General features: G+C 36.5%; 27 protein-coding genes and 2 riboswitches. Of the genes, 19 read left to right on the plus strand and 8 right to left on the minus strand.

The window, feature by feature from the left end:
* Positions 1–103 precede the first annotated feature (103 nt).
* The 3 genes from phaC to BAZO_RS07735 form a co-directional block, all read right to left on the minus strand.
* The gene (gene phaC, locus BAZO_RS07725) at positions 104–1159 is read right to left on the minus strand and encodes a class III poly(R)-hydroxyalkanoic acid synthase subunit PhaC (RefSeq protein ID WP_039957212.1); all 1056 of its coding nucleotides are present in this window, start codon (positions 1157–1159) and stop codon (positions 104–106) included.
* A 213-nt stretch (positions 1160–1372) separates the two neighbouring features.
* On the minus strand, positions 1373–2116 hold the full coding sequence (locus BAZO_RS07730) for a 3-oxoacyl-ACP reductase (RefSeq protein WP_003330830.1): 744 nt from the start codon (positions 2114–2116) through the stop codon (positions 1373–1375).
* 42 nt (positions 2117–2158) lie between these two features.
* Positions 2159–2632 carry a DUF4349 domain-containing protein gene (locus BAZO_RS07735; RefSeq protein ID WP_003330831.1) on the minus strand — a complete coding sequence of 158 codons (474 nt, stop codon included), beginning with the start codon at positions 2630–2632 and terminating at the stop codon, positions 2159–2161.
* 299 nt (positions 2633–2931) lie between these two features.
* On the opposite strand from BAZO_RS07735, the gene phaQ reads away from it, so the two are divergent.
* From phaQ to BAZO_RS07790, 11 genes are all read left to right on the plus strand, one after another.
* Entirely contained in the window at positions 2932–3348 is a 417-nt protein-coding gene (gene phaQ / locus BAZO_RS07740; protein WP_003330832.1) for a poly-beta-hydroxybutyrate-responsive repressor, read from the plus strand.
* Positions 3349–3404: 56 nt separating this feature from the next.
* Complete coding sequence (locus BAZO_RS07745; protein ID WP_003330834.1) at positions 3405–3953, plus strand: polyhydroxyalkanoic acid inclusion protein PhaP; 549 nt, start codon at positions 3405–3407, stop codon at positions 3951–3953.
* A 5-nt stretch (positions 3954–3958) separates the two neighbouring features.
* Entirely contained in the window at positions 3959–4396 is a 438-nt protein-coding gene (locus BAZO_RS07750; protein WP_039957174.1) for a MaoC family dehydratase, read from the plus strand.
* Between the two features lie 197 nt (positions 4397–4593).
* A complete protein-coding gene (locus BAZO_RS07755; RefSeq protein WP_003330836.1) occupies positions 4594–5544 on the plus strand; it encodes a fumarylacetoacetate hydrolase family protein in 951 nt (316 codons plus the stop codon).
* Complete coding sequence (locus BAZO_RS07760) at positions 5544–6023, plus strand: DinB family protein (RefSeq protein ID WP_003330837.1); 480 nt, start codon at positions 5544–5546, stop codon at positions 6021–6023. Before BAZO_RS07755 ends, BAZO_RS07760 begins: the two co-directional genes overlap by 1 nt.
* Before the next feature lie 89 nt (positions 6024–6112).
* A riboswitch (cyclic di-GMP riboswitch) is annotated at positions 6113–6194 on the plus strand.
* Positions 6195–6242: 48 nt separating this feature from the next.
* Positions 6243–6605, plus strand: coding sequence for a response regulator transcription factor (locus tag BAZO_RS07765; RefSeq protein ID WP_003330838.1), 363 nt, complete (start codon positions 6243–6245; stop codon positions 6603–6605).
* A 4-nt stretch (positions 6606–6609) separates the two neighbouring features.
* Entirely contained in the window at positions 6610–7245 is a 636-nt protein-coding gene (locus BAZO_RS07770; RefSeq protein WP_003330839.1) for a chemotaxis protein CheC, read from the plus strand.
* Positions 7238–8191 (plus strand): GGDEF domain-containing protein, encoded by a 954-nt coding sequence (locus BAZO_RS07775; protein WP_003330840.1) that lies wholly within the window; start codon positions 7238–7240, stop codon positions 8189–8191. The genes BAZO_RS07770 and BAZO_RS07775 overlap by 8 nt, the downstream gene beginning before the upstream one ends.
* A 21-nt stretch (positions 8192–8212) precedes the next feature.
* A complete protein-coding gene (locus BAZO_RS07780) occupies positions 8213–8911 on the plus strand; it encodes a response regulator transcription factor (RefSeq protein WP_003330841.1) in 699 nt (232 codons plus the stop codon).
* Positions 8908–10251 (plus strand): sensor histidine kinase, encoded by a 1344-nt coding sequence (locus tag BAZO_RS07785; protein WP_003330842.1) that lies wholly within the window; start codon positions 8908–8910, stop codon positions 10249–10251. Before BAZO_RS07780 ends, BAZO_RS07785 begins: the two co-directional genes overlap by 4 nt.
* Before the next feature lie 111 nt (positions 10252–10362).
* Entirely contained in the window at positions 10363–10977 is a 615-nt protein-coding gene (locus BAZO_RS07790; protein ID WP_003330843.1) for a hypothetical protein, read from the plus strand.
* 65 nt (positions 10978–11042) lie between these two features.
* Here BAZO_RS07790 and BAZO_RS07795 read toward each other — a convergent pair whose 3' ends face one another.
* The 4 genes from BAZO_RS07795 to BAZO_RS07800 all read right to left on the minus strand — a co-directional run bounded on the left by BAZO_RS07795 (position 11043) and on the right by BAZO_RS07800 (position 13671).
* A complete protein-coding gene (locus BAZO_RS07795) occupies positions 11043–12182 on the minus strand; it encodes a histidine kinase N-terminal domain-containing protein (protein WP_003330844.1) in 1140 nt (379 codons plus the stop codon).
* Positions 12183–12283: 101 nt separating this feature from the next.
* Positions 12284–12445, minus strand: a complete 162-nt coding sequence (locus BAZO_RS22315; protein ID WP_003330845.1) for a histidine kinase dimerization/phospho-acceptor domain-containing protein — start codon at positions 12443–12445, stop codon at positions 12284–12286.
* Entirely contained in the window at positions 12442–12600 is a 159-nt protein-coding gene (locus tag BAZO_RS22320; RefSeq protein WP_157382089.1) for a hypothetical protein, read from the minus strand. The genes BAZO_RS22315 and BAZO_RS22320 overlap by 4 nt, the downstream gene beginning before the upstream one ends.
* A gap of 384 nt (positions 12601–12984) precedes the next feature.
* A complete protein-coding gene (locus tag BAZO_RS07800; RefSeq protein WP_003330846.1) occupies positions 12985–13671 on the minus strand; it encodes a Crp/Fnr family transcriptional regulator in 687 nt (228 codons plus the stop codon).
* A gap of 468 nt (positions 13672–14139) precedes the next feature.
* Here BAZO_RS07800 and BAZO_RS07805 point away from each other — a divergent pair, with 468 nt between their 5' ends.
* The 4 genes from BAZO_RS07805 to BAZO_RS07820 all read left to right on the plus strand — a co-directional run bounded on the left by BAZO_RS07805 (position 14140) and on the right by BAZO_RS07820 (position 17767).
* Positions 14140–14847: an ATP-binding protein gene (locus BAZO_RS07805; RefSeq protein WP_003330847.1), complete on the plus strand. Its 708-nt coding sequence runs from the start codon at positions 14140–14142 to the stop codon at positions 14845–14847.
* An 86-nt stretch (positions 14848–14933) separates the two neighbouring features.
* Positions 14934–15668 (plus strand): LytR/AlgR family response regulator transcription factor, encoded by a 735-nt coding sequence (locus BAZO_RS07810; protein ID WP_412766168.1) that lies wholly within the window; start codon positions 14934–14936, stop codon positions 15666–15668.
* Positions 15669–16258: 590 nt separating this feature from the next.
* A complete protein-coding gene (locus BAZO_RS07815) occupies positions 16259–17038 on the plus strand; it encodes a DUF2268 domain-containing putative Zn-dependent protease (RefSeq protein ID WP_003330849.1) in 780 nt (259 codons plus the stop codon).
* 114 nt (positions 17039–17152) lie between these two features.
* Positions 17153–17767 (plus strand): DedA family protein, encoded by a 615-nt coding sequence (locus BAZO_RS07820; protein ID WP_003330850.1) that lies wholly within the window; start codon positions 17153–17155, stop codon positions 17765–17767.
* A 57-nt stretch (positions 17768–17824) separates the two neighbouring features.
* On the opposite strand, the gene BAZO_RS07825 is transcribed toward BAZO_RS07820, so the two are convergent.
* Positions 17825–18493 (minus strand): TerC family protein, encoded by a 669-nt coding sequence (locus BAZO_RS07825; protein WP_003330851.1) that lies wholly within the window; start codon positions 18491–18493, stop codon positions 17825–17827.
* 78 nt (positions 18494–18571) lie between these two features.
* Positions 18572–18670, minus strand: a riboswitch (yybP-ykoY riboswitch).
* A gap of 339 nt (positions 18671–19009) precedes the next feature.
* On the opposite strand from BAZO_RS07825, the gene BAZO_RS07830 reads away from it, so the two are divergent.
* The 4 genes from BAZO_RS07830 (at position 19010) to BAZO_RS07845 (ending at position 26412) form a co-directional block, all read left to right on the plus strand.
* Positions 19010–20893, plus strand: coding sequence for an LTA synthase family protein (locus BAZO_RS07830; protein ID WP_003330852.1), 1884 nt, complete (start codon positions 19010–19012; stop codon positions 20891–20893).
* A 125-nt stretch (positions 20894–21018) separates the two neighbouring features.
* Positions 21019–23364 (plus strand): 3-hydroxyacyl-CoA dehydrogenase/enoyl-CoA hydratase family protein, encoded by a 2346-nt coding sequence (locus tag BAZO_RS07835; RefSeq protein ID WP_003330853.1) that lies wholly within the window; start codon positions 21019–21021, stop codon positions 23362–23364.
* A gap of 29 nt (positions 23365–23393) precedes the next feature.
* A complete protein-coding gene (locus BAZO_RS07840) occupies positions 23394–24569 on the plus strand; it encodes an acetyl-CoA C-acetyltransferase (RefSeq protein WP_003330854.1) in 1176 nt (391 codons plus the stop codon).
* A 67-nt stretch (positions 24570–24636) separates the two neighbouring features.
* On the plus strand, positions 24637–26412 hold the full coding sequence (locus tag BAZO_RS07845; RefSeq protein WP_003330856.1) for an acyl-CoA dehydrogenase family protein: 1776 nt from the start codon (positions 24637–24639) through the stop codon (positions 26410–26412).
* Positions 26413–26527 lie beyond the last annotated feature (115 nt).

The following is a 26527-nucleotide window of genomic DNA, read 5'->3' on the forward strand; positions in this document are numbered from 1 at the left end:
TATAAACTTTTCACTGGGTCGGAGTTCCCGACCCTCTGTCCCATCTAAACCAAACAAAAAACTGCCTGCACATCGCAGACAGTTTTTTACTAACTACTTAAATTTAATTCGAACGCTCAGCTAACCAGTCGCCAATCGTAGGGAAAGTTAGTGAAACTGCTTTTGGACCAAATGTTACAGATACATGGCCTGTTGGCACACATACGTATTTCTTGTCTTTACTTGAAATTTTATTCATTAAAGCTTCGACTTGATGTGGCATAGCAATAAGATCGCGCTCACCAGAAATATTAAGTACGTTTGCCTTAATTGCACTTAAGTTAACTTTACGTCCACGGATAACAAGTTCATCTTTAATTAATTTATTTTGCTGATAAAATTCACGAATCCACTGACGATAAGCCTCACCAGGGAATGGAATTCCATCCTGCAACCATTTTTGCATTAATCTCCAGCTTTCTACGAATTTCGGATTTTCTGAGCGGTCATATAATGTAACATATGGACCAATGAAATTCGAAAGTGGATCTAGCATTTTATTGCCAAAATCAATCATTTCAGGGGGAACATTTCCTAATGTTTCTACTACTTTATCAACATCAAAGAAACGGTCATCTAGGAAACTACCATATAAACCTGTGTCTTCGAAATCAAATGGACTTGTCATAAATACTAGATTCTTAATAGGTAATTCAGGATGAAGGGAAGCAAAGATCGATGTCATTGTTCCGCCCATACAATATCCTAGCATAGAAACAGAATTTGCTTTTGAAGTACGTAAAACCTTCTTAACGGCTCTAGGAATATAATCTAATATAAAGTCATCAAGCTTCATATTACGATCTTCGTAGCCGGGCGTACCCCAATCAAGCATATACACATCAAAACCTTGGTCAAGAAGGTACTCAACAAGACTGGACCCTTTTGTGATATCAAGGATATAAGGCTTATTGATTAGTGCATAAACCATTAGAAGAGGAGTACTATGTTTTTTAGGTTTATCTGAAATATAGCGATATAATTTTGTTTTGTTTCTTGTCCAAATGACTTCTTTTGGTGTTAAACCTACTTCCGGTTCTGGATCTTTCGTTAATACTTCCATCGTTCTTTTAAACCGGCGATAGGATTGTTTTGCCTCATCAGGCATTACATCTATCATTTCTTCTAATTGTTTTTCTAAGATCAATCTGTACACACCCTTCTTGGAAGATCATTTCACTGTCTAGCTCCAGCGCCTATCGCCTAGCAAACTTCAGGACTCCTCCCTACGATAAGTCAACTAAGAATTGCTAGCGCAATTCAAGTTTCCTTTATCTCAGTCGAAGCCCCTCCAGTTTGTACGGCGATGAGCAAGGCGCTTCCGCTTTTCTTATTACATTGCAAGTCCGCCGTTAATATTCAACTGTTGACCGGTGATATATGCTCCATCTTTACATAGGAATAATACGCCTCTTGCAATTTCTTCCGGATGACCAAAACGCTTTTGAGGAATTTTAGCCACGATTTGTCCGCGAATTTCCTCAGGAATTTCTAGAACCATACTTGTTTCAATAAATCCAGGGCAAATCGCATTTACAGTTACATTTGTTTTAGCTAATTCAAGTGCAAGAGATTTTGTAAATCCAATCAAACCAGCCTTAGCTGCTGAATAGTTTGTTTGACCAAAAGCACCTGTTTGGCCAATTACAGAGGAAATATTGATGATTCTACCAGCGTCAGATTCAGACAGATGTGGCAATGCAGGCGAAATAGTGTTATATGAACTATTTAAGTTAACATCAATCACTTTTCTCCAATTTTCTTCTGAAAGCTTTTTAAATGAACTGTCTCTAGTGATACCTGCATTATTAACCAAGATATCTAGACGTCCATATTTTTCAACTGCGGCATTTACTAGTTTAGTAGCTTCTTCAGAAACAGAAACATCCGCTTGAACAGCATAAGCTTCCCCGCCGTTTGCTTGAATTTGTGCTACAAGATCTTCAGCTGCCTTGCTGCTGCTATTATAATTTAATACTACTTTTACCCCATTGCTTGCTAATTCTTTTGAAATAGCAGCTCCAATTCCAACAGCGCCCCCAGTAACGATTGCAACTTTACCATTTAAATTAATCATAGTTAAGTCCTCCCCCAATTTATGTAAGTTTTTAATTCACCATTATTTTGCGTTTACTTTTACAGCTTTTGGATCTTCTTTAGTTTTCGGTTCCTCGTTACTTTTTAGATCCTCTTTAAGAAAATTTAGAACCTCATCCAATTTGCTGCCGATTTCTTTTACTTCTTTCTTTAATGTAACCATGTCCTTTTTTAAATCATCTGGTGTGATCTGTTTTTCAAGATTTTCTTCCAATTGCTCTTCCATATCATCTATTTTTTTATCTAAATTGATTATAAGAGAAGAAAGACTGGATAAATCCTCACGAGTAGGCAGGTTCATTTGTTCTAGGAATTGCTTTGTGTTTTTATCAGTCATATTTCTAAACAGCAAGTTTCCTTCTAAAACCTTACCCATCCATTCAGAAAACTCTTCAGTTCCAACCTTTTCATTAATGGCGGGTCCCCAATAATTTTGGACGTTTTTATAATAATCCTGCCACATTGCAAATGGATCATATGTTTTTTGGTTAGACATGTTTTACACTCCCTTCCTTATTTAACTCCCACATGTAGTTTAAACATGATTTTTGTCTGAAACAATTTAAATAATTCCAAAAATTTCTACATTCTCCGCAGAAAATTTGCATAGTAATGTCGAACGGGAAATTCGTTCTTCCCTAAAACGCTGATGTGTCAAGGAAAGGAAAACGTTATCAAAAAAAGACAAAAACCGCAAAAGTAGGGTAGAAGGAAGGTAAAACCGCAAATAGTAAAAGTTGACAATTGGAACATATAGGTGTAAATTACACATATAGTCAAAAACAGGTGATGAATATGGCAGATAACACAAATCAAAAAAATAGCATGGAAAAAGGGATAGGGGGCTCACCCAAAAATTTAATGGTGCCGTTTTTATTGTTAAGTTTGCGGGGGGGATTTGGCCTACATGGATACAAACTGATTCAACAGTTAACCCAGCTGGGCTTTTCTTCTATTGATCAAGGGAATGTCTATCGATTACTAAGACAGTTAGAGAAGGATAATTTAGTGAAATCCGAGTGGGATACAACAAGCAGTGGACCTGCTAAACGAATCTATTCGATAACCGATGTTGGCCTTGAATATCTAGATTTATGGGCCGAATCTTTGGGGCAATATCAAACGATGTTGGATAGTTTTTTTACGATGTATTCCAATATGTTCATGCCTCTCGTTCCAAAGGGGAAAAAAGAAGACCCTGATGAAAAGTGATACTGCAGTTTTGCAGCCACATAAAAAAATTAATTTATTTTAAAGGAGATGTTTTAATGTTTACAACGGTGGATCAAACGAAAAAGATTATTGATACAATGTGGGTGAATTGGGAAAATGGAGTTCAACAAGTCTATCGAACTCAAGAAAAAATTGGAGAGTTCTCTTTAGATGCCCTGAAACAACAACAAGATATGCTATCTTCAATCGCTACAAACCAAAAACAAGTAGAAGAAGAAATTAAAAATTCATTAAATGAAGCAGTAAAGTTATTTAAAGAAAACAATGTATATGGCAAAAATGATGAATTTGTTCAGCTATTTGATACTTGGAATGAGAAAATGATGGGCATCGTTAATCAAATTCAACAATTAACATCAACTCCGTCTAAAGCATTGTTAACATTGACTGAACAATCTCATGAGAGAATGTATGAAGCTGTAAAACAGACTCTAGAAAATCAAAATAAACTGCATATGGAAACAACTGAGAAAATTGAAAAATTCATGGCACAAATTAAAGAATCTCAAAATAAATTCGTTAGTGCGATTGAAGAACAAACAACAAAGACAGCAGAGAAGAGTCAGGCTAAAAAAAAGAACTAGAATTAATTGAAAAATCAAAAAATGTGAAAGAGCGCCTATTCGCAGAAATAGAGATTGGAGATGCCGCTTCTTTCACGCGAAGAGTAACCAATGAGGATCTCTTTGACTTTGCAGCATTAACTGGAGATGTAAATCCGATTCATCTTGATGAGGACTATGCATCGAAGACAATGTTCAAAGGAAGAATTGCTCATGGGGTCTTAACAGTAGGCTTTATTTCTACGTTACTTGGCACAATTTTACCTGGTAAAAACGTGATTTATTTATCTCAAAATTGCAGGTTTACAGCGCCAGTACGTATTGGGGACACAATTAGGGTAGTGGGAAAGGTAATAGATAAGCGCCAAGATAAAAAAATATTAACTATAGAAACAAATGTCTATAATGATCGGGACGAACTGGTACTTGAAGGAAGTGCTGTAGTCATGAAAAAGGAGCAGTGATAGCTTCTTTTTTTTGTTCTTTTTTTCGTGTACACATATATAAATTGAAAACTTTTAAAACTTAATATATAGATAAATATAATTATTGACAATAATCCGTGAATTAACTTATCTTAGAGGTAGTATAAATTATCAATATAGTGAACATTGTTATCTATAGTGAAATATTAGCCGAATTAAAAAGGGAGGAAATTGATATGAAATTAATTACATTTACAGTTGCAGGATCTACTAGAATTGGAGCTGTAACAAATGAAAACGTTGTAGATTTAAACGCAGCTTATGAAGCATTACAAGATTCGCAAGGAAAAATTCGCGCTAAACAAATTGCAGAAGCTTATGTTCCAAATGATATGACTGGATTTTTACAAGGCGGCAAAGAAAGCATGCAATATGCAAACGAGGCCATTCATTTTGCACTAGAAAACAAGGAATATAAAGGACGTACACTTGTATTTGCAAAAAAGGATGTCAAAGTTGGCGCTCCGGTTCCAGAGCCGGGCAAAATGATCTGTGTTGGTCATAACTATCGTGAGCATATTTTAGAAATGGGACGTCAAATTCCTGAATTCCCAGTTGTGTTTGCAAAGTTTTCTAACACTGTCATTGGTCCAGAAGACGATATTCCATTCTTCCCAATCTCTGAACAATTGGACTATGAGGCAGAATTTGCTTTTGTTATTGGAAAAAGAGCAAGAAACGTTTCTCAAGAGGAAGCACTTGATTATGTAGCAGGATATACAATTGTTAATGATGTTACTTATAGGGATATTCAACGCCGGACAATCCAATGGTTGCAAGGTAAATCAGTTGATGGAGCGGCACCAATGGGACCATGGCTTGTTACAACGGATGAATTAACAAATCCATCTGGTTTAGAAGTAGTTTTAACTGTAAATGGAGAAGAAAGACAGCATACAAACACTGCTAATCTAGTATTCTCTGTGCAATATTTAGTAGAGTTTTTATCTAATCTAATGACACTTGAACCAGGAGATGTGATCTTGACTGGTACTCCAGGTGGTGTCGGCGTGGCGATGGATCCACCGTCATTCTTAAAGGATGGGGACGTTGTAAGTATTAGTATTGATGGAGTCGGTGTGCTTGAAAATAAAGTTCAAAAAGCAGCTATTGAGGTGAAAAACTAATGACAATCCAAGAATCCATTCAATCTGTAGAGAAGTCTCTTGATCAAATCATTGAAACTGTAGAAGGTTTATCAGAAGAAATCATCCGCAAAAATCCGGTACCAGAAGAATGGTCTATTATGCAAATCATTTGTCATGTTGAAGAAGCCCTTCCATATTGGCTTGCGGAAATTGACAATATTAAAGCAGCACCTGGAACTGAATGGGGAAGACACTTCACCCATGGAGGACGTCTTGCTGCCGTAGATGCAGCTGAAACTCGTACTGTTTCTGATGTACTAGCAAAATTAAAAGAAATCAAGCCATTTGTATCTGAAAAACTAGCTGAGCTTGACGAAGCAACATTAGCAGTTGAATCACCAAGCCGCAATCCAAACTTCGGCACAAAGCCGATTTCCTTTATAGTGGACCATTTAATTGTGGAACATGCGAGCAAACACTTTGGTCAAATTCAGCGCAATTTATCAAAATTACAATAATCTTTCAAATCAAAATTTTATAACACCATTATAAAAACTATTGAAATTTAGCATCTGCAAAGGTAAAATTTAGGTAAATTTTATTAAATAATATGAAAAGATGCTATGAAGAATCTCCTATATTTGGGCACTTGGGTGATTCAGAGCAAGTAGTGCAACCGGCTTGAAATCAAGTCGGTTTTTTTGTGTATTCGAAAATAAATTGGGGGAATAGAATCTATGAAAATATTAATAGTTGAAGATTCAAAGTTTGTACAAAACGTTATACGGAAAGTCATTCTTGAAAATATACCAAATTGTGAAGTACTGACAGCTAATGATGGGGAAAGTGGTTACAAGCTGTATATGGAACATAAGCCGGATTTGATTACTTCAGATCTATTAATGCCTATTTTGAGCGGTCAGGAAATGTTGAAGAAGATTAGAGAAATTGATAATGAAACCAAAATTATTGTTATTTCCGCAGATGTTCAAAAAGCAACTAGAGATGAAATTGAGGAGCTTGGAATTTTAGGATTCATAAATAAACCTGTAACAGGTGAAAAAGCAGATTTGCTCATCAATCTTATCAAGGGGGTCTAACTTAATGTTGAATGAACTTCAGCGGGATTTATTAACTGAACTTGTGAATGTATATGTTGGGCAGGCAGCAAGTATGTTATCAGAAATGGTTCAACAAAAAATTGATCTAGCGATTCCAAAAGTTGAATTGGTCTCTACAACTGAAGTTAATCCTGAAGACCATAGATTTAATATCTTTATGAGTGAAGGGCACCTGATCACATCCTCATTAAAGTTCGGTCATGAATTTCGTGGAAAAGCAATCTTGATGTTCCCGATAGACCAAGCTAAAATCTTAGTAAATACATGCCTCGGGGAGATAACTTCAGATTTAGATACGGATGCTAAAAGCTTGATGGATACTGATTTAGATGTATTAAAAGAGATCAGCAATGTGATTCTTAATGCGATAATTGGCGAGTTTGGTAATTTCCTAGGATTGAGACTTGAGTATGCGTTGCCGGATATTGAGCTTGTTTCAATAGCCAAGGGGGATAAAACAACATTCCTTCAAAATGAGGTTCACGTCCTTATTTTACAAACTTCTTTTTCACTTGCCGAGACGAATATAAAAGGCGCAATCGTGATTGCATTAAGTATGGATTCAATATCTAGCTTGCTGAAAAAAATAGATGAATTACTGGAGGAAATCCATGGATAGTCTAGTTTTCCAATCCTTAGATAAAGTAAATGTTGGAATGGTCATCATAGACAAGAATTTAAATATTCTCCTTTGGAATCAATGGGTAGAGCGGTTAACTGACTTCAAGGCTGAAGAGGTGATTGGGAAAAGTTTAACAGAGATTTGTCCGCGATTCCGAATGAAAGTATATTCAGAGATACTACAAAATGTACTTTTTCATGGCCAAAGTAGATTTTGTTCAAGTACATTGCATAAAGCATTTTTTCTTCCACAAGATGTGACTGATGAGAACACTATTAAGCAGAACCTGCACATAGAACCACTGTATAAGGAAGATCTTACGTATGCCCTTATACAAATCAGTGATATGACGACAACTTATAACCGAGTTTATAAGTTGAAAAATTTAATAAAGGAAATGGAAGTTGAGCTAAAAGAAATTCAGACTACTGAAAAGATTAGTAGACATCGTGCTATGCATGATTCTCTTACGGGTTTACCCAATCGCCTTTATTTCAATGATCGGCTTGCATGGGCAATCAATTATGCCCACAGAAACCGTGATAAACTGGGGATTATGTTTCTGGACCTTGATGGATTCAAGGAGATCAATGATACATATGGCCATAAAGTAGGCGATATGGTACTAAGGGAAGCAGCCCGGCGTTTACGGGGATGCATCCGGAGTATCGACACGCTTGCACGACTGGGCGGAGATGAATTTACGGCTGTATTAATTCAATTAAAAGATGAAAAAGATGCTTCGATAGTAGCTAGTAAGTTTATAAAGGTATTTCAAGATCCATTCATAATAGATGAAAAACCAATAAAACTTTCAGTAAGTATAGGAATTAGCACGTACCCAAAAGATGGAGAGGAGCCTGCGGCACTCATAAATAAAGCGGACACGGCTATGTACAAAATAAAAATTAAGGGTAAGAATGCGTTCGGCTTTGCTGAATAATAGAACATAACAGGGAAAAGAATGAAACATAAAATATTAATTATCGAAGATGAAGATAAAATTGCAAGAATACTGGAGCTTGAACTTAAGCATGAAGGATGTGAGACGACAATTGCGGCTAATGGACGTGCAGGATTAGAGTATGCTCTGAAAGAGTCATGGGATGTAATTATCCTTGATATTATGATACCGGAATTAAACGGGATTGAAGTATTGCGACGGATTCGAAAGTCTGACCAGCTAACCTCCATTATTTTACTATCTGCTCGTGATTCTGTAATGGATAAAATAAATGGACTCGATCATGGAGCAAATGATTACATGACAAAGCCTTTTGATATGGAAGAGCTGTTAGCACGCATTCGAGTAATGATCCGAACAAAACAGCAGCTTCAACACAAACAGAAAAATGAGGATGAGTTCGTTTTAGCTGATTTAAAAGTTAATCTCCTTACTCGGGAGGTTATCCGTGGTGGTGAAAAAGTGGAGCTGACAAAAAAGGAATTTGATTTGCTGACTTTTTTATTAGAGAATCATCACCATGTTTTGAGTCGCGAGCAAATTTTAGAAAAGGTTTGGGGCTTTGATTATCTAGGAGATACGAATGTTGTCGATGTATATATTGGCTATTTGCGGAAAAAAATTGATGCACCTTTTCATGAGCCATTAATTCATACAATCCGCGGGGTCGGTTTTACGATCAAGGAGAATAACCGATGACATTAAAAGCAAAACTCCATATTCTTATTTTTACTTGGACTATTATTATTCTACTTGTCGGTAATCTAGCTGTGTATCTGTTATTTGTTGAAATGATTAAAGATAAAAAGGAAAACAGCTTAGAGTATATTGCAAGTACGATTGAAAATCAGGGTATTCCTAAATCAGACGCTGATGAAGCAGTTATTCAAAAATTGCTCCCGGAGGACAGCCTTGTTCGTATCATTGCACCTACGAATGAGATCAAATTTGAGTATACAAATGAAAGTGATTATAGCAAAATACCGGCTTCTTTTTCACCGCAAGCGGAGTATACCTATGATAGTTATGATGGAGATGATGTTATCGTATTTGTTAGGCCAATCTTAGCCGCAGGGGATGTTACTGCGTCCATCCAAGTCATTTCAGATTTTGAAGACGAGCGGGAGGATATTCAAGATCTATTGTATGTACTTCTTACGGTTTCAGGGATCCTTCTTGTTATTTCGATCTTATTGAGTTTCCTGGCATCCTCTCTGTTTTTACGTCCACTTGCACAGTTTATCAAAACGATGGAGGATATTCGAATAAGCAGGAACTTCAAAAGGATTTCTATTAATGATAAAAATTCAAAAGAAATGAACCAAGTTGCTCAAACTTTTAATGCGATGATTGAACAACTAGAGGAGCAGTTCGAAAAACAGGAACAATTTGTCTCGAATGCTTCTCATGAATTACGAACGCCATTAACCATCATTGAAAGTTACGCTTCTCTTTTGAAAAGATGGGGACGTGAGAATGAGGAAGTGTTAAAAGAAAGTATTGATGCCATTCATCAAGAAGCACTTGGTTTAAAAGCAATGATTAAGCAGCTATTAGAACTGGCAAGGTACGAAGAACAAATGACACTGCCTTTATCTGATCTAAATGCAGTAGATATTGGTAAAAAGACGATTAACCGATTGAAAGGTTTTACGAACCGACCGATCCATCTTTTGGTCAAAGAAGATTCTATTCCTGTTTTTGCAAATGAACAAGCACTAATTCAAGTGCTGACGATATTGGCTGATAATGCTTTCAAGTACAGCGAAGACAAGGTGGAAATTAAAATCGATAAGGACAACAACAAAACCACACTTCAAGTCATTGACTATGGTGTTGGAATTCCAAAAGAAGACCTTCCCCATGTATTTGATCGATTTTACCGGGTTGACAAAGCAAGACAACGGAGTGCCGGTGGGGTGGGAATTGGACTATCTATTGCACATACACTTGTTGAAAAAATGGAAGGGCAGATATCCATTCAAAGTGAACCTGAAAAAGGAACGATTATCACTTTAGCGTTTAAGGCACAATCCTAAAACTTTTATCAAATTCTTATGAAATTCTTAATCTTTTCAGAATGTATCCTTAAAAATAATAGTTATAGTACAAGTATAAGTGACTTACTTGGAGGAATGGAGGGATTAAGAATGAAGAAAGAATGGAGAAAAATTATCACATATTCCGTTGTTGCATTTGGATTAGGATGTGCAGGAGTAACAACTATAAATGGCTTAGAAGGAGATCAAGTAGAGGCTGCCCAAACCTCATTCGTTTCAGAAAGTGCCAATGATATCGAGCAACGCTTATTCGCACAGTCACCAAGACATTATGTTGAAATGGAGGGGAAAGTAAGAGCCTATGATGGAAAAAATATTACGATTCTCCATCCAATTCACGGTGAAAAAACTTTTAGCATCGCTTCCGATGCAATCATTTCAGACCGATATATAAAATTGAAAAAAAGTGTTTTGGCGGAAGTGAAAATTTTTGATTCGGAGGTTTATAGAATTGAAACTGAAAGAACGATTGAAACATATGGGACGCTTTCAAGCCTTGATAACAAGAAAATAACGGTAACGGTTGATAATGTTAAAAAGGAATTTCCGAAAGGAAAGTTCTTCCATCTTGATAAAGATGGATATCGTGGAAGCGTGATCGGCATGCCAGTTAGTATTACATTAGATTCAGGCTTTACTGCCTTAAATGCTGAAATTGAAGATGACTATGACGATCTCGATGATGACGATCATTACGATGACTAGACTTTTTATACACAAAAAATAACCCTTAGCACTTGAACTAGGGGTTATTTTACATGAAACCACTATTATGATGCGAAATTTATGGGCAGCATAACTTGAAACGTAGTCAAATCATCTGTTGAGATGCAATTTATTGTACCATGATGGCTTTCGATTATTTTTTTACAAACATATAATCCTATTCCTGTGCCTAAATTCTTTGTGCTATAAAATGGCTCGAAAATTAACTTAATTTCATCTGCACTTAAAGGTGCACCGTTGTTTGAAATACTAACAGAAATATTATCAAGATCTGCTGCTGCTATGATGTTAATTTTTCTCTTCTTCTCTTTTTCTTCGCTTAAAGCATCAACTGCATTTATTAATAGATTTAGAAAAACCTGCTTCAATTCATTTCGATCGCCATTGACCGTTACATCTAAATTCATATTAGTGGTTACCTCGATATTACTATCAACAATACTTGGGTACAAGAAATGAACAACATCTTCTAGTATATCGTTAATAGTAATTGTTTCAATCCTACTTTCGATGACGGTGTTCATCTTTGACGTGTGAAGAAACTGTGTAATTCTAAACTTCAGTTGTTCAAGTTCCTTGCTAATAATATCTAAATAAGGCATGCTCGGATGTTCAGCCTTTAGTAGTTTGACAAATCCCATGACAGAGGTAAGTGGATTGCGAAACTCATGGACGAAACTAGAAGACATTTGTCCGAGGATAGATAATCTATCCTTATGGCTCTGCGAAATAAACAGGTTTATCTCTTTTAATTTCATATCTTTTAGTTCAGTGTACTTTGATACAGCGTAGTAGCAGAATCTATCAAACTGTCTATTTACTAAGTCAATGATGGGCTGTAACTCATCTAATAAGATTCCAGATTTGATTATATGCTTTACTATGAGACTCCTTCCAAGATTCACATTGTAAACGAAGTCCCCTATATTTATGTTAGCATCAGCCCGTTCTTGTGCAACTTTGTGTGCTAAGGATTTAATATCGTCATCTGAATAATCATCTAAAATAGAATCAATGATTAATTGGTATATTAAAAAGCCATTTTTTCTTATCAGTTCCTTATCATCTTCATCAGTACTTACCACTATGCTTTTTTCCCATAAATCTAATACTGTACTTTCATTGTTTTTGAGAAATTGAGCTAATTTTTCATATCCATTATATGTTGGCACATTTGTTTCCATAATAATTCCCACTTTCCATTTTTAAAAAGGATTGAATGAAGTGATTATATAGGGAAAATATACCATAAAGGTTTGAATATATATATAAAATTTATAATATTTTATACATTTTGTTTAATTAAAGGAAATGTGATTGCAAAGCAGGTTCCTTCATGATTTTTAAATTCCGTTTCATTCATAAGTTGAAGCAGCCCTCTAGAAGTAGTTAAAGGATTTCGTACTTCATCGGAAATGCTTGCGGCTAATTGACTTATCATTTTCATTTTTTCAACCTTCCAAATAGGAATGAAAGAATAACAGCGACAGTCATTTTCTTTTGTAAGGAAAGCTTAAAATACATCGTTTTCAAAAAAGGAACAGATAGTAAGATTAATGTGACCGTAATAAAACGAACAACTATTGCTAAAAGGTAATCCAAAATAGTCTCCATCTTATTGAATTTTCAGTATGTATAGTATTTCGAACGGAGACGTATGCGTGAATCAATTTTATTTTTATGGAATCTAGTACAAGTACTATTTATGAGGCGCGTAATGCAACATGACTGAAATTTTCTATCATAATATAACACTTGTCCCAATATACTAAAGTGAAGAAGCTTTAGGGGGAGTAGTATTAGTGGAAAAGGAAGAATTCGAAGGACTGTTCATAATGGCTTATCTCCATTTAGCATTGATTCTAGTAATCTGTGTGATAGGGAAGTTTGTTGGTAGTTATTTTTGAAGCATAGTACAATTTTATAAGAGTGTTTATTATCCAACACCGCGCTTGTACAAAAGGAGACAAGCGCGGTATTCCTATTTTAAAGAAGTGAGCTGAATTTGTTCCAATCTAAAATAATAATCCTTTTTTCCTTTAGTTCAATAAGATGGGTACTTTTTAACTTTGATAAGGCTCTGCTTGTACTTTCTCTAGTGGCACCGACTAATAATGATAGATCATAGACTGAGATAGGTAGGTCAATGTATATTTTATTATTTAATCTTCTTCCAAATTTTTTTGATAATTTTTCTATTGTAATAAGAAGATTTGAATAAATATCCAAATAAGCCCTCTCGAATAATCTAGTTGAAAACTCTTCAATCTGTTCGCCCATATTCTGAATGACTTTTTCGATTAGAAGAGGACAAGCTTTTAATTCCGCTTCAAAAAGACTTGTGTTTATATATAATATTTCACCTTCGTGGATCATCGTGGCGGTATTTGTGTAGAGGTATTCACGTTTATTAAATAAACCTGATTCGGTAATGATATCTCCTCTTGTTTTAAGACTAACAATTAACTCCTTTCCGTTTTTATCCAACTTAGTAAGCTTAACTAATCCTGAATGAATGAAGAAAACTCCACGGCCTTCTTCAAATTCTGAAATTATGACCTCCCCACGAGAGTATTTTTTTTTAATTACTTTACTATCTAGGCACTGGAAGCAATCTTCAAAGGGAGTTTGTGACAAAGTTAATTTGTCCAAAACTTGCAGTATTTCATTCATTAGATCACCTCGTAGTTACTTTTAATAAACTGAAGCTGAACAGAAGCTTGAAGGAAGAATATTGGAGTAGAATGTCGGAATTCCAAATATTTAGAAAATACTTACATTAATGATATAACTAATTGGTTATTTTTTCAATTCGTCTTTTCTCCAAGTAGGGTTAATAACCTCCATTTGGTGCTCATTTAATGGTATATCGGACAAAAATACGATCATGTCGGTACCCTATCAATAAATTATTGTAGTAATTTTACAAAAAACAAAAAAGGTTATGAAATGTACTATTTTGGTTCTGATATGATTTGAACTTAACATCATATGAAGTTTATACTTATTTTAAGAAACTAAACTAATTTGATAAATATGTATAAAAAAATATATTATTATTTTTAATAGTTTCACATAGAGCAATAAATGTTTTACTATAAATATAATGCGTTTACAAACCAATTTAAAGGAGTGGGAAATATGAGTAATCGAGCATCGCTTCATAATAGGCCTTTAAAAGATGTGAAAAAGTTAGAAAAGCTTGAAATCGTAGGCGAATTAGCTGCTGGCATTGTTCATGAAATTAGGAATCCACTAACTTCAATTTTCGGGTTTGTGCAACTACTAGAGCAAGGAGTTCATAATAAGGATTATTTTAACCTTATTTATTCATCATTTAATGACATTGAAGAGTATCTTAAAGCTCTATTAATCATTGCAAGGCCACAACCTAATGAACAAAAACTAGTTAATATGACACTATTAGTAGAAGATATACTTGAACAAGTAAAGCATAAGATCAATTCTAATCGCGTTCATATCAATACCGATTTTGAATTAGAATTACCCAATATTCTATGTGATGAGACGCAAATGAGTATAGTCTTTAAAAATTTGATCACTAATAGTATTGAAGCAACTTTAAACGAGGGGATCGTTTCTATTTTTGTTAGAAAAGAAGATACGAATTTATTAATAAAAATTACCGATACTGGTATTGGGATGAGCAAAGAGCGTCTTGCTAAATTAGGAGAGCCTTTTTTCAATCTTAAAGAAAAGGGGACAGGGATAGGCTTAATGGTCTGTTATCGGATTATTTGGCAATATAACGGGTCTATTTTTGTTGAGAGCGAAGAAAATAAAGGTACTACTATTGAGGTAAGAATACCTTTTTTGGACTATATGTAATCAATACAGAAATGAGAATAGCAAAGTGAATGCTATGGAAATTATCTAAATCAACTTTTGTAAACTACATTTATTTTTTGAAAGGGGTGTATACTTTGCCTCTTATTAAAACGGTACTTGCAGATGATAATCGAGATTCTTTAGAAATAATTGAGACAATATTAAAACGACACCAAAAATTCAGAATTGTGGCAACGTGTACTGATGGAGAGGAATTAATAAACCAAGTCATTAAATGTAGGCCTGATTTAGTCATTACAGATATTAAAATGCCCAAGCTTAATGGAATAGAAGTTATTAAGAAGTGCAGGAAATTTGATTCCAATGTTAATTTTATATTTGTAACCGGCTTTGACGACTTTGCTGTTGAAGCCTTTAACGTTGCTGCTATTGACTATATTGTTAAACCTTTTAATATGGACAGATTTTTTGCTGCTTTAGAAAAGGCAATAGAAATAATCCAACATAAACAGCAATTAAAATCGAAAAGTTTCAGATCAAAATTAAAAATAAAAAGTAGTGGTTCAAATTATTACATTCCAATGGAAGATATTTATTTTATTGAGAAGCAAGGGAAAAAGTGCATAATTCATGGGAAGAATAAATTGTATGAAACGAATGAGAGTATTAAAGTTTTGTATCAAAAATTAAATGACACCTTCTATTTGTCACATCGGTCTTACATTATTAACCTTAAGAAAATATTGAATATATCTGCAAGTAATGAAACTTATTTAGCTCATTTTGAAGGTATCCCTGATCATGCCCATATATCAAAATTGAAGATTAAAGAAATTGAAACGATAATCCAATATTTATAATTCCGTCACTATCCCTTCTGGTTTAATTTTTTGACCTCTATCATATCAACCGCATAACTATATATACGAGAAATCCTTAATTAAAGTAAGCATCCACGACCTACAGGCGGATCCTTACTTTTTTTTGTTGTAAGGTGGGAAATAATACCTATTTAAATTGGAAATAAAGATAGTTGCCTATAAAAGTAAAATTTTGGGGTATAGTCTAGAAGAGCTGCAACAAGATTTTTTTCGTTATGTAGACGATGATTATGTAAAAATTGTTCTTCGTAATTTTAAAAAAGCTTTAAAAGGAGAAACCGCACTTATCTTAACTTCGATGTGAGAACTATTGGAATATCTGATTCTATTACTAAGTCAAATAAAAGGCGAAGTGAAACGAAGCACTGACTTTATTTTATATAATGGATCTGTGTCGAATTTTTTTAGTGGGCAAGAAGAAGTGTAATAAAACATAGGAACAACAGTTGAAGTAACACTCCCAATTACAGTAGAAGAATAGCAAGCATGAAAGCTGCCCAGGCCCATAACACTCCCAATATTATTGCATATCTTACCCTATAGGATATTATGCGATTTGAGGTGTTGGGATGAGCGTTATTGGAACGGATCAGTGGCTATTGGATTCCTATCATAATCCAATCGATATTTGTGAAAATCTAAAAAGTTATTTTCCAAAAGTGCCGGCAGCTGAGATTTATGAATATTTGAAAATACACGGAATGTATCGACCACTTAGGCAAGGAGTGGAGCGGGTCCGGGCATTGCAAAAAAACAAAGTATGGGAAATAGTGCAAAAGGATTATCTTGCCCTGCAGAAATCATGGGGTGGGCCCGATATCCCCATCTTTATTTTTCCATCTGATGTTACAAATCGAAAAATTCAGCGGGATTTTAACGGCAAATCAGGGTTAGCGTTTAAGGATAAATTGTTTTTATTTTTAACAGACCAAAATACGGAAAAAGAAATAAGAGCTGTGCTGACACATGAATATAACCATGTTTGCCGCTTGGCTAAGTTTCGCAAAAGTGAAGACCAATATGTATTGTTAGACACAATTATATTAGAAGGGTTAGCTGAAAATGCTGTTCGGGAACGACTTGGCACCAGCTATCTGGCCAATTGGACGTCCTACTACACAGATGAGGAATTGGAAAAGATGTGGATGGTATTGCTTCGCCCAAATAAAAATATTAAGAAAACAGATCGAAAACATATGGAGCTATTGTACGGTTTGCGGCGAACCTATCCCAAAATGCTCGGCTACTGTATTGGTTATTACTTAGTAAAAAAATATATGGAAGAAAAAAAGCTAAGCAGTAAAGAATTGTTAACAGAGCCAACGCATATTATTGCTGGAATTGAATAAGATGGTTAGGAGTTTGGGGTTATCTTAACTCCTTTTTTTCTTGATTCAAAAAGGGACGACTGTTAAAGTTAGAATAGTTTAACTAAATGATAAAGGAAATAGGTAAGGTGTTTTATGGAAAATTGGTTAATTAGTATAATGAATGAATATGGGTACATAGGGATTTTGTTATTGATCGCACTTGAAAATATTTTTCCGCCGATACCTTCTGAGGTTATTTTGACATTTGGCGGCTTTATGACGACTACTACTGATTTAACGATAATGGGTGTCGTCATTGCCTCGACCATTGGTTCGGTCCTGGGTGCGGTTGTGCTTTACGGAATTGGTTTACTTTTGGACGTTGAGAATTTGGAGAAAATCGTTGATCGTTGGGGACATATCCTGCGCTTAACGAGGGATGACCTTTATAAAGCAGACGCCTGGTTTGATAAATATGGTCCTTGGACTGTCTTTTTCTGTCGATTTGTACCATTAATAAGAAGTTTAATTTCGATTCCCGCCGGGATGTCGAATATGAATTTCTTCCTATTTCTCATATTAACAACAATTGGAACATTCATCTGGAATATTGTTCTCATCAATCTTGGTGCTTCTGTAGGAGATTCATGGGATTCCATTGTTGGGTATATGGATATTTACTCCAATATTGTTTATGTTGTACTTGCTATTCTGTTGGTATTGTTTATTTTTATCTATATAAAAACAAGGAAACCAAGAAGAAGATAGTAGAAGAGGCTGACTCTATGGGGTCAGCCTCGTAATCTATGTCTAGCTTCAGTTTTTCTATTCCATCGCCAATTCTTCTTTTTTGATGCTTTTTCTTTTTTTTAGCACACCAGCTCCAACAACAGCTGCAACAACAAGAAGTTCAAAGCAGTACTTCAAAATGTCATTTCCAAAGAATGGTTTCATGAATGGCTCGCCTACAATCATTTTTGAAGCAGTCCAAGCCAAGATACCTGCACCAATTGTAATGATAATCGGATAACGCTCCATCCACTTAATAATAATTGTACTTCCCCAAACAACGATCGGTACTGAAATTGCTAAGCCTAAAATAACAAGCAAAATGCTTCCGTGAGCTGCACCGGCAACAGCTAAGACATTATCTAAGCCCATTGCTGCATCAGCAATAATAATAGTGCGGATTGCCGCCCAAGTATTTTCGCCTGCTTTTACATCATGTCCTTTTTCTTCAACTAATAGCTTGTACGCAATCCAGATAAGAAGGACGCCGCCGACTAACAATAATCCTGGAACTTTTAACAGCCACACTACAGCAATCGTCGCGAGAACCCGGATAAAAACAGCACCCACTGTTCCCCACAATATAACTGTTTTTTGTTTTTCCTTTGGTAAATTTCGAGCCGCAAGTCCTATTACAATTGCATTATCTCCTGCTAAAACTAAATCGATCATAACAATTGCTAAAAGTGCCGTAAGAAATTCCATACTTTTTTAACCTCCATTTTTCATTTTTTAAAATAAAAAAGACCTTTGCCTAGTGTTAACTTAGGCAAAGGTCTTGCTAAACATGTATCATGTCAACAAAGCCGATGGATAGCACTCCATGAAATGACGACTTTGTTTCAGGTTAAAAACCTGACGCTACTCCCCTTTGAAAAGGAATATTTTATTGTTATATCTATCATAAGTGAATATTTGTAATTTTGTCAACAACTAACTTATAAATAATACAAAATTAAGTTAAAATGAAACTTTTTGTGGTTTGTATTCGTCTATTACATATGTTTAAATAAATATATCGGAGGGTTATAAGGTAAAATATGTATATTTTTTCAAATTTATAACAAAAATACAATAATTATTAGTTGCAACTTAAATTAGAAAGTAGTAAGATACTTTTCATTGATTCCTTTTTTTATTCGGATTTTTATAAATAAAAATCAAATATATATAAAGATAGAAAAGGTTATAAGGGAATTAGATAAGGGGGATTTTTTAATCATGAAAGGGTTACTTTCCAAAGTAAAAAACTTTCGACCAAGCTCTGAGGAAAAGTTTTTAATTGCTACAGTAGTTTTATTGTGGCTAAAATCTTATTTAATTAGTCGTTTTATTTTCGACTTATCATTAGAAAATGCTGTTGAGGAATTTATTCTCTTCATAAACCCATTAGGTCCGATTTTATTATTATTCCTGTTTGCTTTTGCATTCAGAAGAAAATTAAGCCGCAGGGGAATTCTAATAGGCAGCTTCATTTTCACATTTATAACCTATGCTAATTTAGTGTACTACCGCTTTTTTAACGACTTTATCACAATTCCGGTATTATTCCAGGTGAAAAACTTTGGAGATATAGGCGGCAGTGCTTTTGAATTAATGAAGCCGACTGACATTTTGCTTTTTGTTGATATTATTGTGCTAGCTTTTATTGCTAGAAAGAAAGAAATTAAGATTGTTACCTTTCAAAAGCCCGCACAGCGTGTGCTAATGCTTTTGTCTGTTGGTTTACTAATATTCAACGTATTATTAGCAGAAACACAAAGACCACAGCTTTTAACTAGAACATTTGACCGTGAGATGTTGGTGAAATATCTTGGGGTTTACAATTATCATATGTATGATTTATTCATGCATTCAAAGGCATCAGCTCAACGAGCGTTTGCCGAAGGCAGTGATATCATTGAAGTAGAAAACTATGTGAATGATGGTGTAGAAAAAAAGAATGAAATGTCTGGTATAGCGAAAGGCAAAAACGTCATTTTAATTTCATTGGAGTCTTTCCAAAACTGGCTTATTAATTATGAAGTAGACGGACAACCGGTTACACCTTTCTTGAATGAATTGGTTAAGGATAGCCTATACTTTGATAATTTCTATCACCAAACAGGTCAAGGTAAAACATCGGATGCTGAGTTTTTAAATGATAACTCTTTATATCCATTACCAAGTGGAGCTGTATTTACTCAAAACGCTCAAAACAAGTTTTACGCTCTTCCGGAAATTTTAAAAAATAATGGTTACACAACAGCATCATTACATGGTAACAATAAAAGTTTCTGGAATCGTGATTTAATGTATAAAGCTTTAGGTTATGATCACTTTTTCGATGAGACATATTACAATGTAACGGAAGAAAATTCAATAAACTATGGCTTAAAGGATATTCCATTCTTTGAACAATCAATACCATTATTGCAAAGTTTGCCGCAGCCGTTCCATGCTAAGATGATTACATTAACAAACCACTTCCCGTATATTCTTGATGATGCGGACGTGATGATTCCACGATTGCAAACGGGAGATGGCTCAGTGGACCGTTATGTGCAAACCGCTAGATATTTAGATGAATCACTGAAAGTTTTCTTTGAACAATTAAAAACAAGTGGTCTATATGATAACACGATTGTGGTCATGTATGGCGACCATTATGGAATTTCGGAAAATCATAATAAAGCAATGGCCCAAGTGATTGGCAAGGAAATAACACCGGACGTTCATGTTGAATTACAGAAGGTGCCGTTCATCGTTCATATTCCAGGTGTGGAAGGCAAAACGCTTCATACAATAGGCGGCCAAATTGATGTTAAACCAACAATTCTGGATTTGCTCGGTATTGACCCAGGTAAGGATATTGAATTTGGTGATAGCTTATTTAGCAAAACAAGAAAAGATTTTATTGCATTCCGTGATGGAAGCTTTGTAACTAAAAACTTTATTTATACTAAAGGTACATGTTATACAAAAGGAACAGGGTTACCGGCAGATCAACTTTTCTGTGAACCACAAAAAGAAATGGTTGAATATGAGCTTGCTTTATCGGATAAAGTGATTCAACGCGACTTGCTTCGTTTCTTAAATGAACCAATTGAAAATCTTAAAAAGTAACGATATAAAAGCTGACCAGTAGAAGCCGAACTGGTCAGCTTTTTGTAGTTCGTAATATTTAAATGACTTTGAAAATAACTTATAGTAAACGGTACAATAGAATAAATTTTATAGGAGGTTGGAGTATGGGTCGAACTATAAAAAAGGCAGCTGTTCTTGGTTCAGGTATCATGGGGTTAGGAATTGCGGCCCACTTAGCTAATGTTGGTATTCCAACATTATTGCTCGATATCGTTCCTGCGGAATTAACTGCTGAAGAGATTGCAAAAGGCCTTTCCCTAAAGGATAGGAATGTTCGGGACCGCTTAGCAGTAGCGGCCAAGCAGAAATTATTAAAGCAGAAACCAGCCCCCCTAACATCAAAAGAACATCTCCATTTAATTGAACCAGGAAATTTGGAAGACGATCTTGATCGGCTGAATGAGGTTGATTGGATCATTGAAGTTGTCGTAGAACGATTAGATATCAAGAAAAAAGTATTAGCTACAATTGATAAAGTAAGAAAAAAAGGAACAATTGTCAGCTCCAATACATCCGGGATATCGATTGAGGCGATGGCTGAAGGACGATCCGATGATTTTAAAAAGCATTTTCTTGGCACCCACTTTTTTAACCCACCACGTTACTTAAAACTACTTGAAATTATTCCTACAAAATACACAGATCAAGCTGTTCTAACATTCATGAAAACTTTTGGTGAAGATGTACTTGGTAAAGGAGTTGTCGAAGCAAAGGATACCCCAAACTTCATTGCGAACCGGATCGGTACGTACGGCTTGCTCGTAACCGTTAGAGAAATGATAAATGGAGGCTACAGTGTCGGCGAAGTGGATTCAGTCACAGGTCCAATAATTGGACGCCCCAAAAGTGCAACCTTCCGAACTCTAGATGTCGTTGGCCTCGATACATTTGCGCATGTGGCAGATAATGTACATGAAAATGTTTCCGGTGATGAACAAGAGGTTTTTGTATTGCCGCCATTTATGAAGAAAATGCTTGATAATGGCTGGTACGGAAGCAAGGTAGGCCAAGGCTTTTATTTAAAAAAAGGAAAGGAAATCCTTGAACTCAATATCGAAACGATGCAATACGAACAACGGAAAACGCTAAAAACCGCTTCTATTGAAATGAGTAAGCAAGCGAAAGGCTTAGCCGAAAAATTAAAGATGTTAGTCTATGCAGAAGACCGCGCTGGCCAGCTTCTTTGGAATATAATTAAGCCCACACTTCTGTATTCAGCAGAGCACGCCCAGGAAATTGCGGATGATTTCGTAGCGATTGACCAAGCGATGAAATGGGGCTTTGGCTGGGAGTTGGGACCTTTTGAAACATGGGACGCGATTGGCCTTGAACGATCGATTCAAAAAATGGAGCAGGAGGGTGAGCGAATACCTGCTTGGGTTACGGAGCTTTTCGCTTCTGGAAAAAAATCCTTTTATGAAAATAAAATCGTAGAGTACAATCCGAAGGTCATTCATTTAAAACGTGTGAAAGACCAACATGGCGTGATTAAGAAAAATAGCGGGGCTAGTCTAATTGATATGGGCGACGATGTGGCTGTGTTGGAATTTCACTCCCCAAATTATGCGATTGGTTTAGACATTATCCAAATGATCAATTATGCCGTAGATGAAGTGGAAAAGAACTATAAGGGGCTCGTCATCGGTCACCAAGGGAAGAACTTTTGTGTTGGTGCCAATCTTGCACTGATCTTGATGGAGGCTCAAGATGATAACTATTTTGAAATTGACTTTGTAGTCCGGCAATTTCAAACCGCGATGATGAAAATTAAATATTCCGCAAAGCCGGTTGTGGCCGCACCTTTTGCTTTTGTCTTGGGGGGCGGAGCAGAGATTTGTCTACCGGCAGCCGCTATTCAAGCTTCAATTGAAACCTATATGGGTCTAGTTGAAACAGGTGTTGGTGTCATCCCTGGTGGTGGAGGCAATAAGGAGCTTTATTTACGGCAATTAGAAAAGCTAGGGGCTTCTGGTGGGTATGATCTGCAAAAAGCGGCGCTTGCTACATTTGAAACCATCGCAATGGCAAAGGTTTCAACATCTGCCCATGAAGCTAAAGAAAACGGCTATTTATGTGTTACTGATGGCATAAGCTTTAATAGTGATCATTTATTATTCGATGCGAAACAAAGGGTGCTTGAACTGGATGCAAGTGGGTATCGCACACCAATACGCACAAAAATTCCGGTGATTGGGGAAGTGGGCTATGCCACCATGCTCCTTGGTGCCCAAAACTTGAAAAACTCCGGTTATATATCAGACCATGATATGAAAATTGCTAAAAAACTCGCCTATGTCATTGCTGGTGGTCGCCTTCCGGAGGGTACATTAGTAGATGAACAATACTTATTAGAGATAGAACGGGAAGCCTTTTTAAGCCTAGTAGGAGAGAGAAAAACGCAGGAAAGAATGCAATATATGCTACTGAAAGGAAAGCCATTGCGTAATTAATTTGATTGGATTAAAAAGGGGGGAAGCTTGTGAAGGAGGCAGTAATTGTTGCTGGTGCAAGAACACCGGTTGGTAAAGCGAAAAAAGGTTCACTTGCCAATATGCGCCCTGATGATTTGGCAGCCTTAACTCTTAAGGAAACATTAAAACGTGCAGGTGATTATAACGGGACGATTGATGATGTCATTATCGGCTGTGCCGTCCCTGAAGCCGAACAAGGGATGAATATGGCAAGGCAAGTTGCTGCACTGGCCGGTTTGTCTTATGAAACACCAGCGATTACGATTAATCGGTACTGTTCATCAGGACTGCAATCGATTGCCTATGGTGCCGAGCGGATCATGCTTGGGTTAGCTGACACGATTATAGCCGGTGGAACCGAGTCGATGAGCCTTATTCCGATTACGGGTCATGTACTTAAGCCGAATCTGAAACTCGTTGAAAATGCGCCTGAATACTATATGGCGATGGGTCATACAGCAGAAGCAGTTGCACATAAATACAAGATTAGTAGGGAGGATCAAGATGCCTTAGCGGCACGAAGCCACGCTAAGGCGGCAAAGGCCTTAGCAACAGGGAAGTTTACTGAAGAAATCGTTCCTGTTGAAGTGATTCGTCGTGCAGTCGGTACTGGCTATAAAGTGAAAGAGGATGCCTTTTTGTTTCAACAGGATGAGGGGATCAGGGGAGATACAACACCGGAAATCTTAAGTAAGTTAAAGCCGGCCTTCCAGGCAACTGGTACAGTAACTGCCGGCAATTCCTCACAAATGAGCGATGGTGCCGCAACTGTATTATTAATGGACCGGGAAAAAGCAATAAGTGAAGGATTGCAGCCATTGGCAAAATTCCGTTCCTTTGCAGTAGGTGGCGTTCCTCCTGAAATTATGGGTGTGGGACCGATTGTTGCCATTCCAAAAGCATTGAAACTGGCCGGACTAGAATTATCAGATATCGGTTTAATTGAATTAAATGAAGCATTTGCATCACAAGCCATCCAAGTGATTCGTGAACTTGGGTTGGATGAAGATAATGTGAATGTGAACGGTGGTGCCATTGCTTTAGGACATCCACTTGGCTGTACAGGTACAAAGCTGACATTAACTTTAATTCACGAAATGAAGCGCCGTAATGTCCAGTTTGGAATCGTCACGATGTGCATCGGCGGCGGCATGGGGGCTGCCGGGGTGTTTGAGTTAGTGTAAACCAAATTTCCGGGTAACTATCCACAAACATAAGTAAGCAATCGAATTTCCGCGGGGAGGAATCAAGATGACAAACGAGTTCATCAAAGGAGCGCAGTTTTTAATAGATGATATTTCATATGAAAACGTATATACCCCAGAGGATTTTACTGAAGAACATAAAATGATAGCGAAAACAACCGAGGATTTCGTAATGAATGAAGTTTTGCCCCATCTGGACGATTTAGAAAATCACCAATTTGATAAATCTGTACAATTACTAAAAAAGGCAGGTGACTTAGGCCTCTTGGGTGCCGACGTGCCTGAGGAATATGGAGGAGTTGGGCTCGATAAAATCAGCTCCGCCCTTATTGCTGAAAAGTTTTCTGTTGCCGGTGGATTTTCGATCTCCCATGGTGCACATGTAGGGATAGGCTCCTTACCGATAGTATTTTTTGGCAACGAGGAACAAAAACGAAAATACTTGCCACAGCTGGCAACTGGTGAAAAGTTGGCTGCCTATGCGCTTACAGAACCAGGCTCGGGTTCAGATGCCCTTGGTGCGAAAACGACAGCAAAGCTCAATCAAGAAGGAACACACTATATTTTGAATGGCGAAAAACAATGGATTACGAATTCGGCTTTTGCCGATATTTTTATCGTTTATGCAAAAATTGATGGGGAGCATTTTACTGCTTTTATTGTTGAGCGCGGCTTCCCGGGTGTTTTAACTGGATCGGAAGAAAAGAAAATGGGAATTAAAAGCTCATCCACCCGTACATTAATTTTGGAGGATGTACCAGTGCCGACCTATAATGTATTAGGTGAAGTTGGAAAGGGTCATGTGATTGCCTTTAATATTTTAAATGTGGGCCGTTATAAACTGGCTGTCGGGACCATTGGTGGCTCGAAGCGGGCCTTTGAGCTTTCAGCAAAATATGCGAATGAAAGACAACAATTTAAAACGCCTATTGCCAAATTTGGTTTAATTCAAGAAAAATTAGCAAGCATGGCAACAAAATTATATGCAATGGAAAGCTCTGTCTGGAGAACAGTCGGGTTATTTGAAGACCGCTTAGGCGCCTTATCACCAGCGGAAGTAAATGATGGCAAGGCCGTCGCTAAATCAATTGCTGAATATGCAATCGAGTGTTCTTTAGGTAAAGTTTTCGGTACAGAAACGCTTGATTATATCGCGGATGAAGGCGTCCAAATTCATGGCGGCTATGGTTTTATGGCAGAATACGAGATTGAAAGAATCTACCGTGACTCACGTATCAATCGAATATTTGAAGGAACAAATGAAATCAATCGATTAATCGTCCCGGGTACCTTGCTCAAAAAGGCGATGAAGGGTGAACTTCCACTTCTGCAAAAAGCGCAGGCACTTCAAGAGGAAATCATGATGATGATGCCGAAAGAACTTGAAGACGGTGTACTTGAGCAGGAAAAATATCTCGTTAAAAATGCAAAAAAAATCGCCTTGCTTTCCGCAGGCTTGGCAGTTCAAAAGTTTGGTCTTGTCCTCGAAAAACAACAGGAAATCCTAAGCAATATCGCTGACATCGCGGGTAATATTTATGCGATGGAATCAGCGCTTTTACGTACAGAAAAAGCAATCGCCAGAAATGGCATCGAAAAAAATAGGCAAAAGATATTATATACCGAAATCTATTGTCAAGAGGCATTCAATCAAATTGAAGCGCATGCAAAGGAAACTATTGTCGCTGCAGAATCAGGTGATATGCAGCGAATTATGATGTCGGCCCTTCGCAAACTCACTCGCCATATCCCAATCAACGTGATCGCTAAAAAACGAGAAGCGGCTGTCGGTGTAATCTCAGCCCAAAAATATATTGTCTAAAAGACTTGGCTCCTAATCAATTAGGAGCTTTTTGCATGCCAATTGACAGCACCACCCTTGTTTTCCCAAAAAGAATGAAATCCCGGAAAGGATATGATAAAATAATCATAAAAAT

This window comes from Schinkia azotoformans LMG 9581, from assembly GCF_000307855.1.
GTDB classification, from domain to species: Bacteria; Bacillota; Bacilli; order Bacillales; family Bacillaceae_J; genus Schinkia; species Schinkia azotoformans.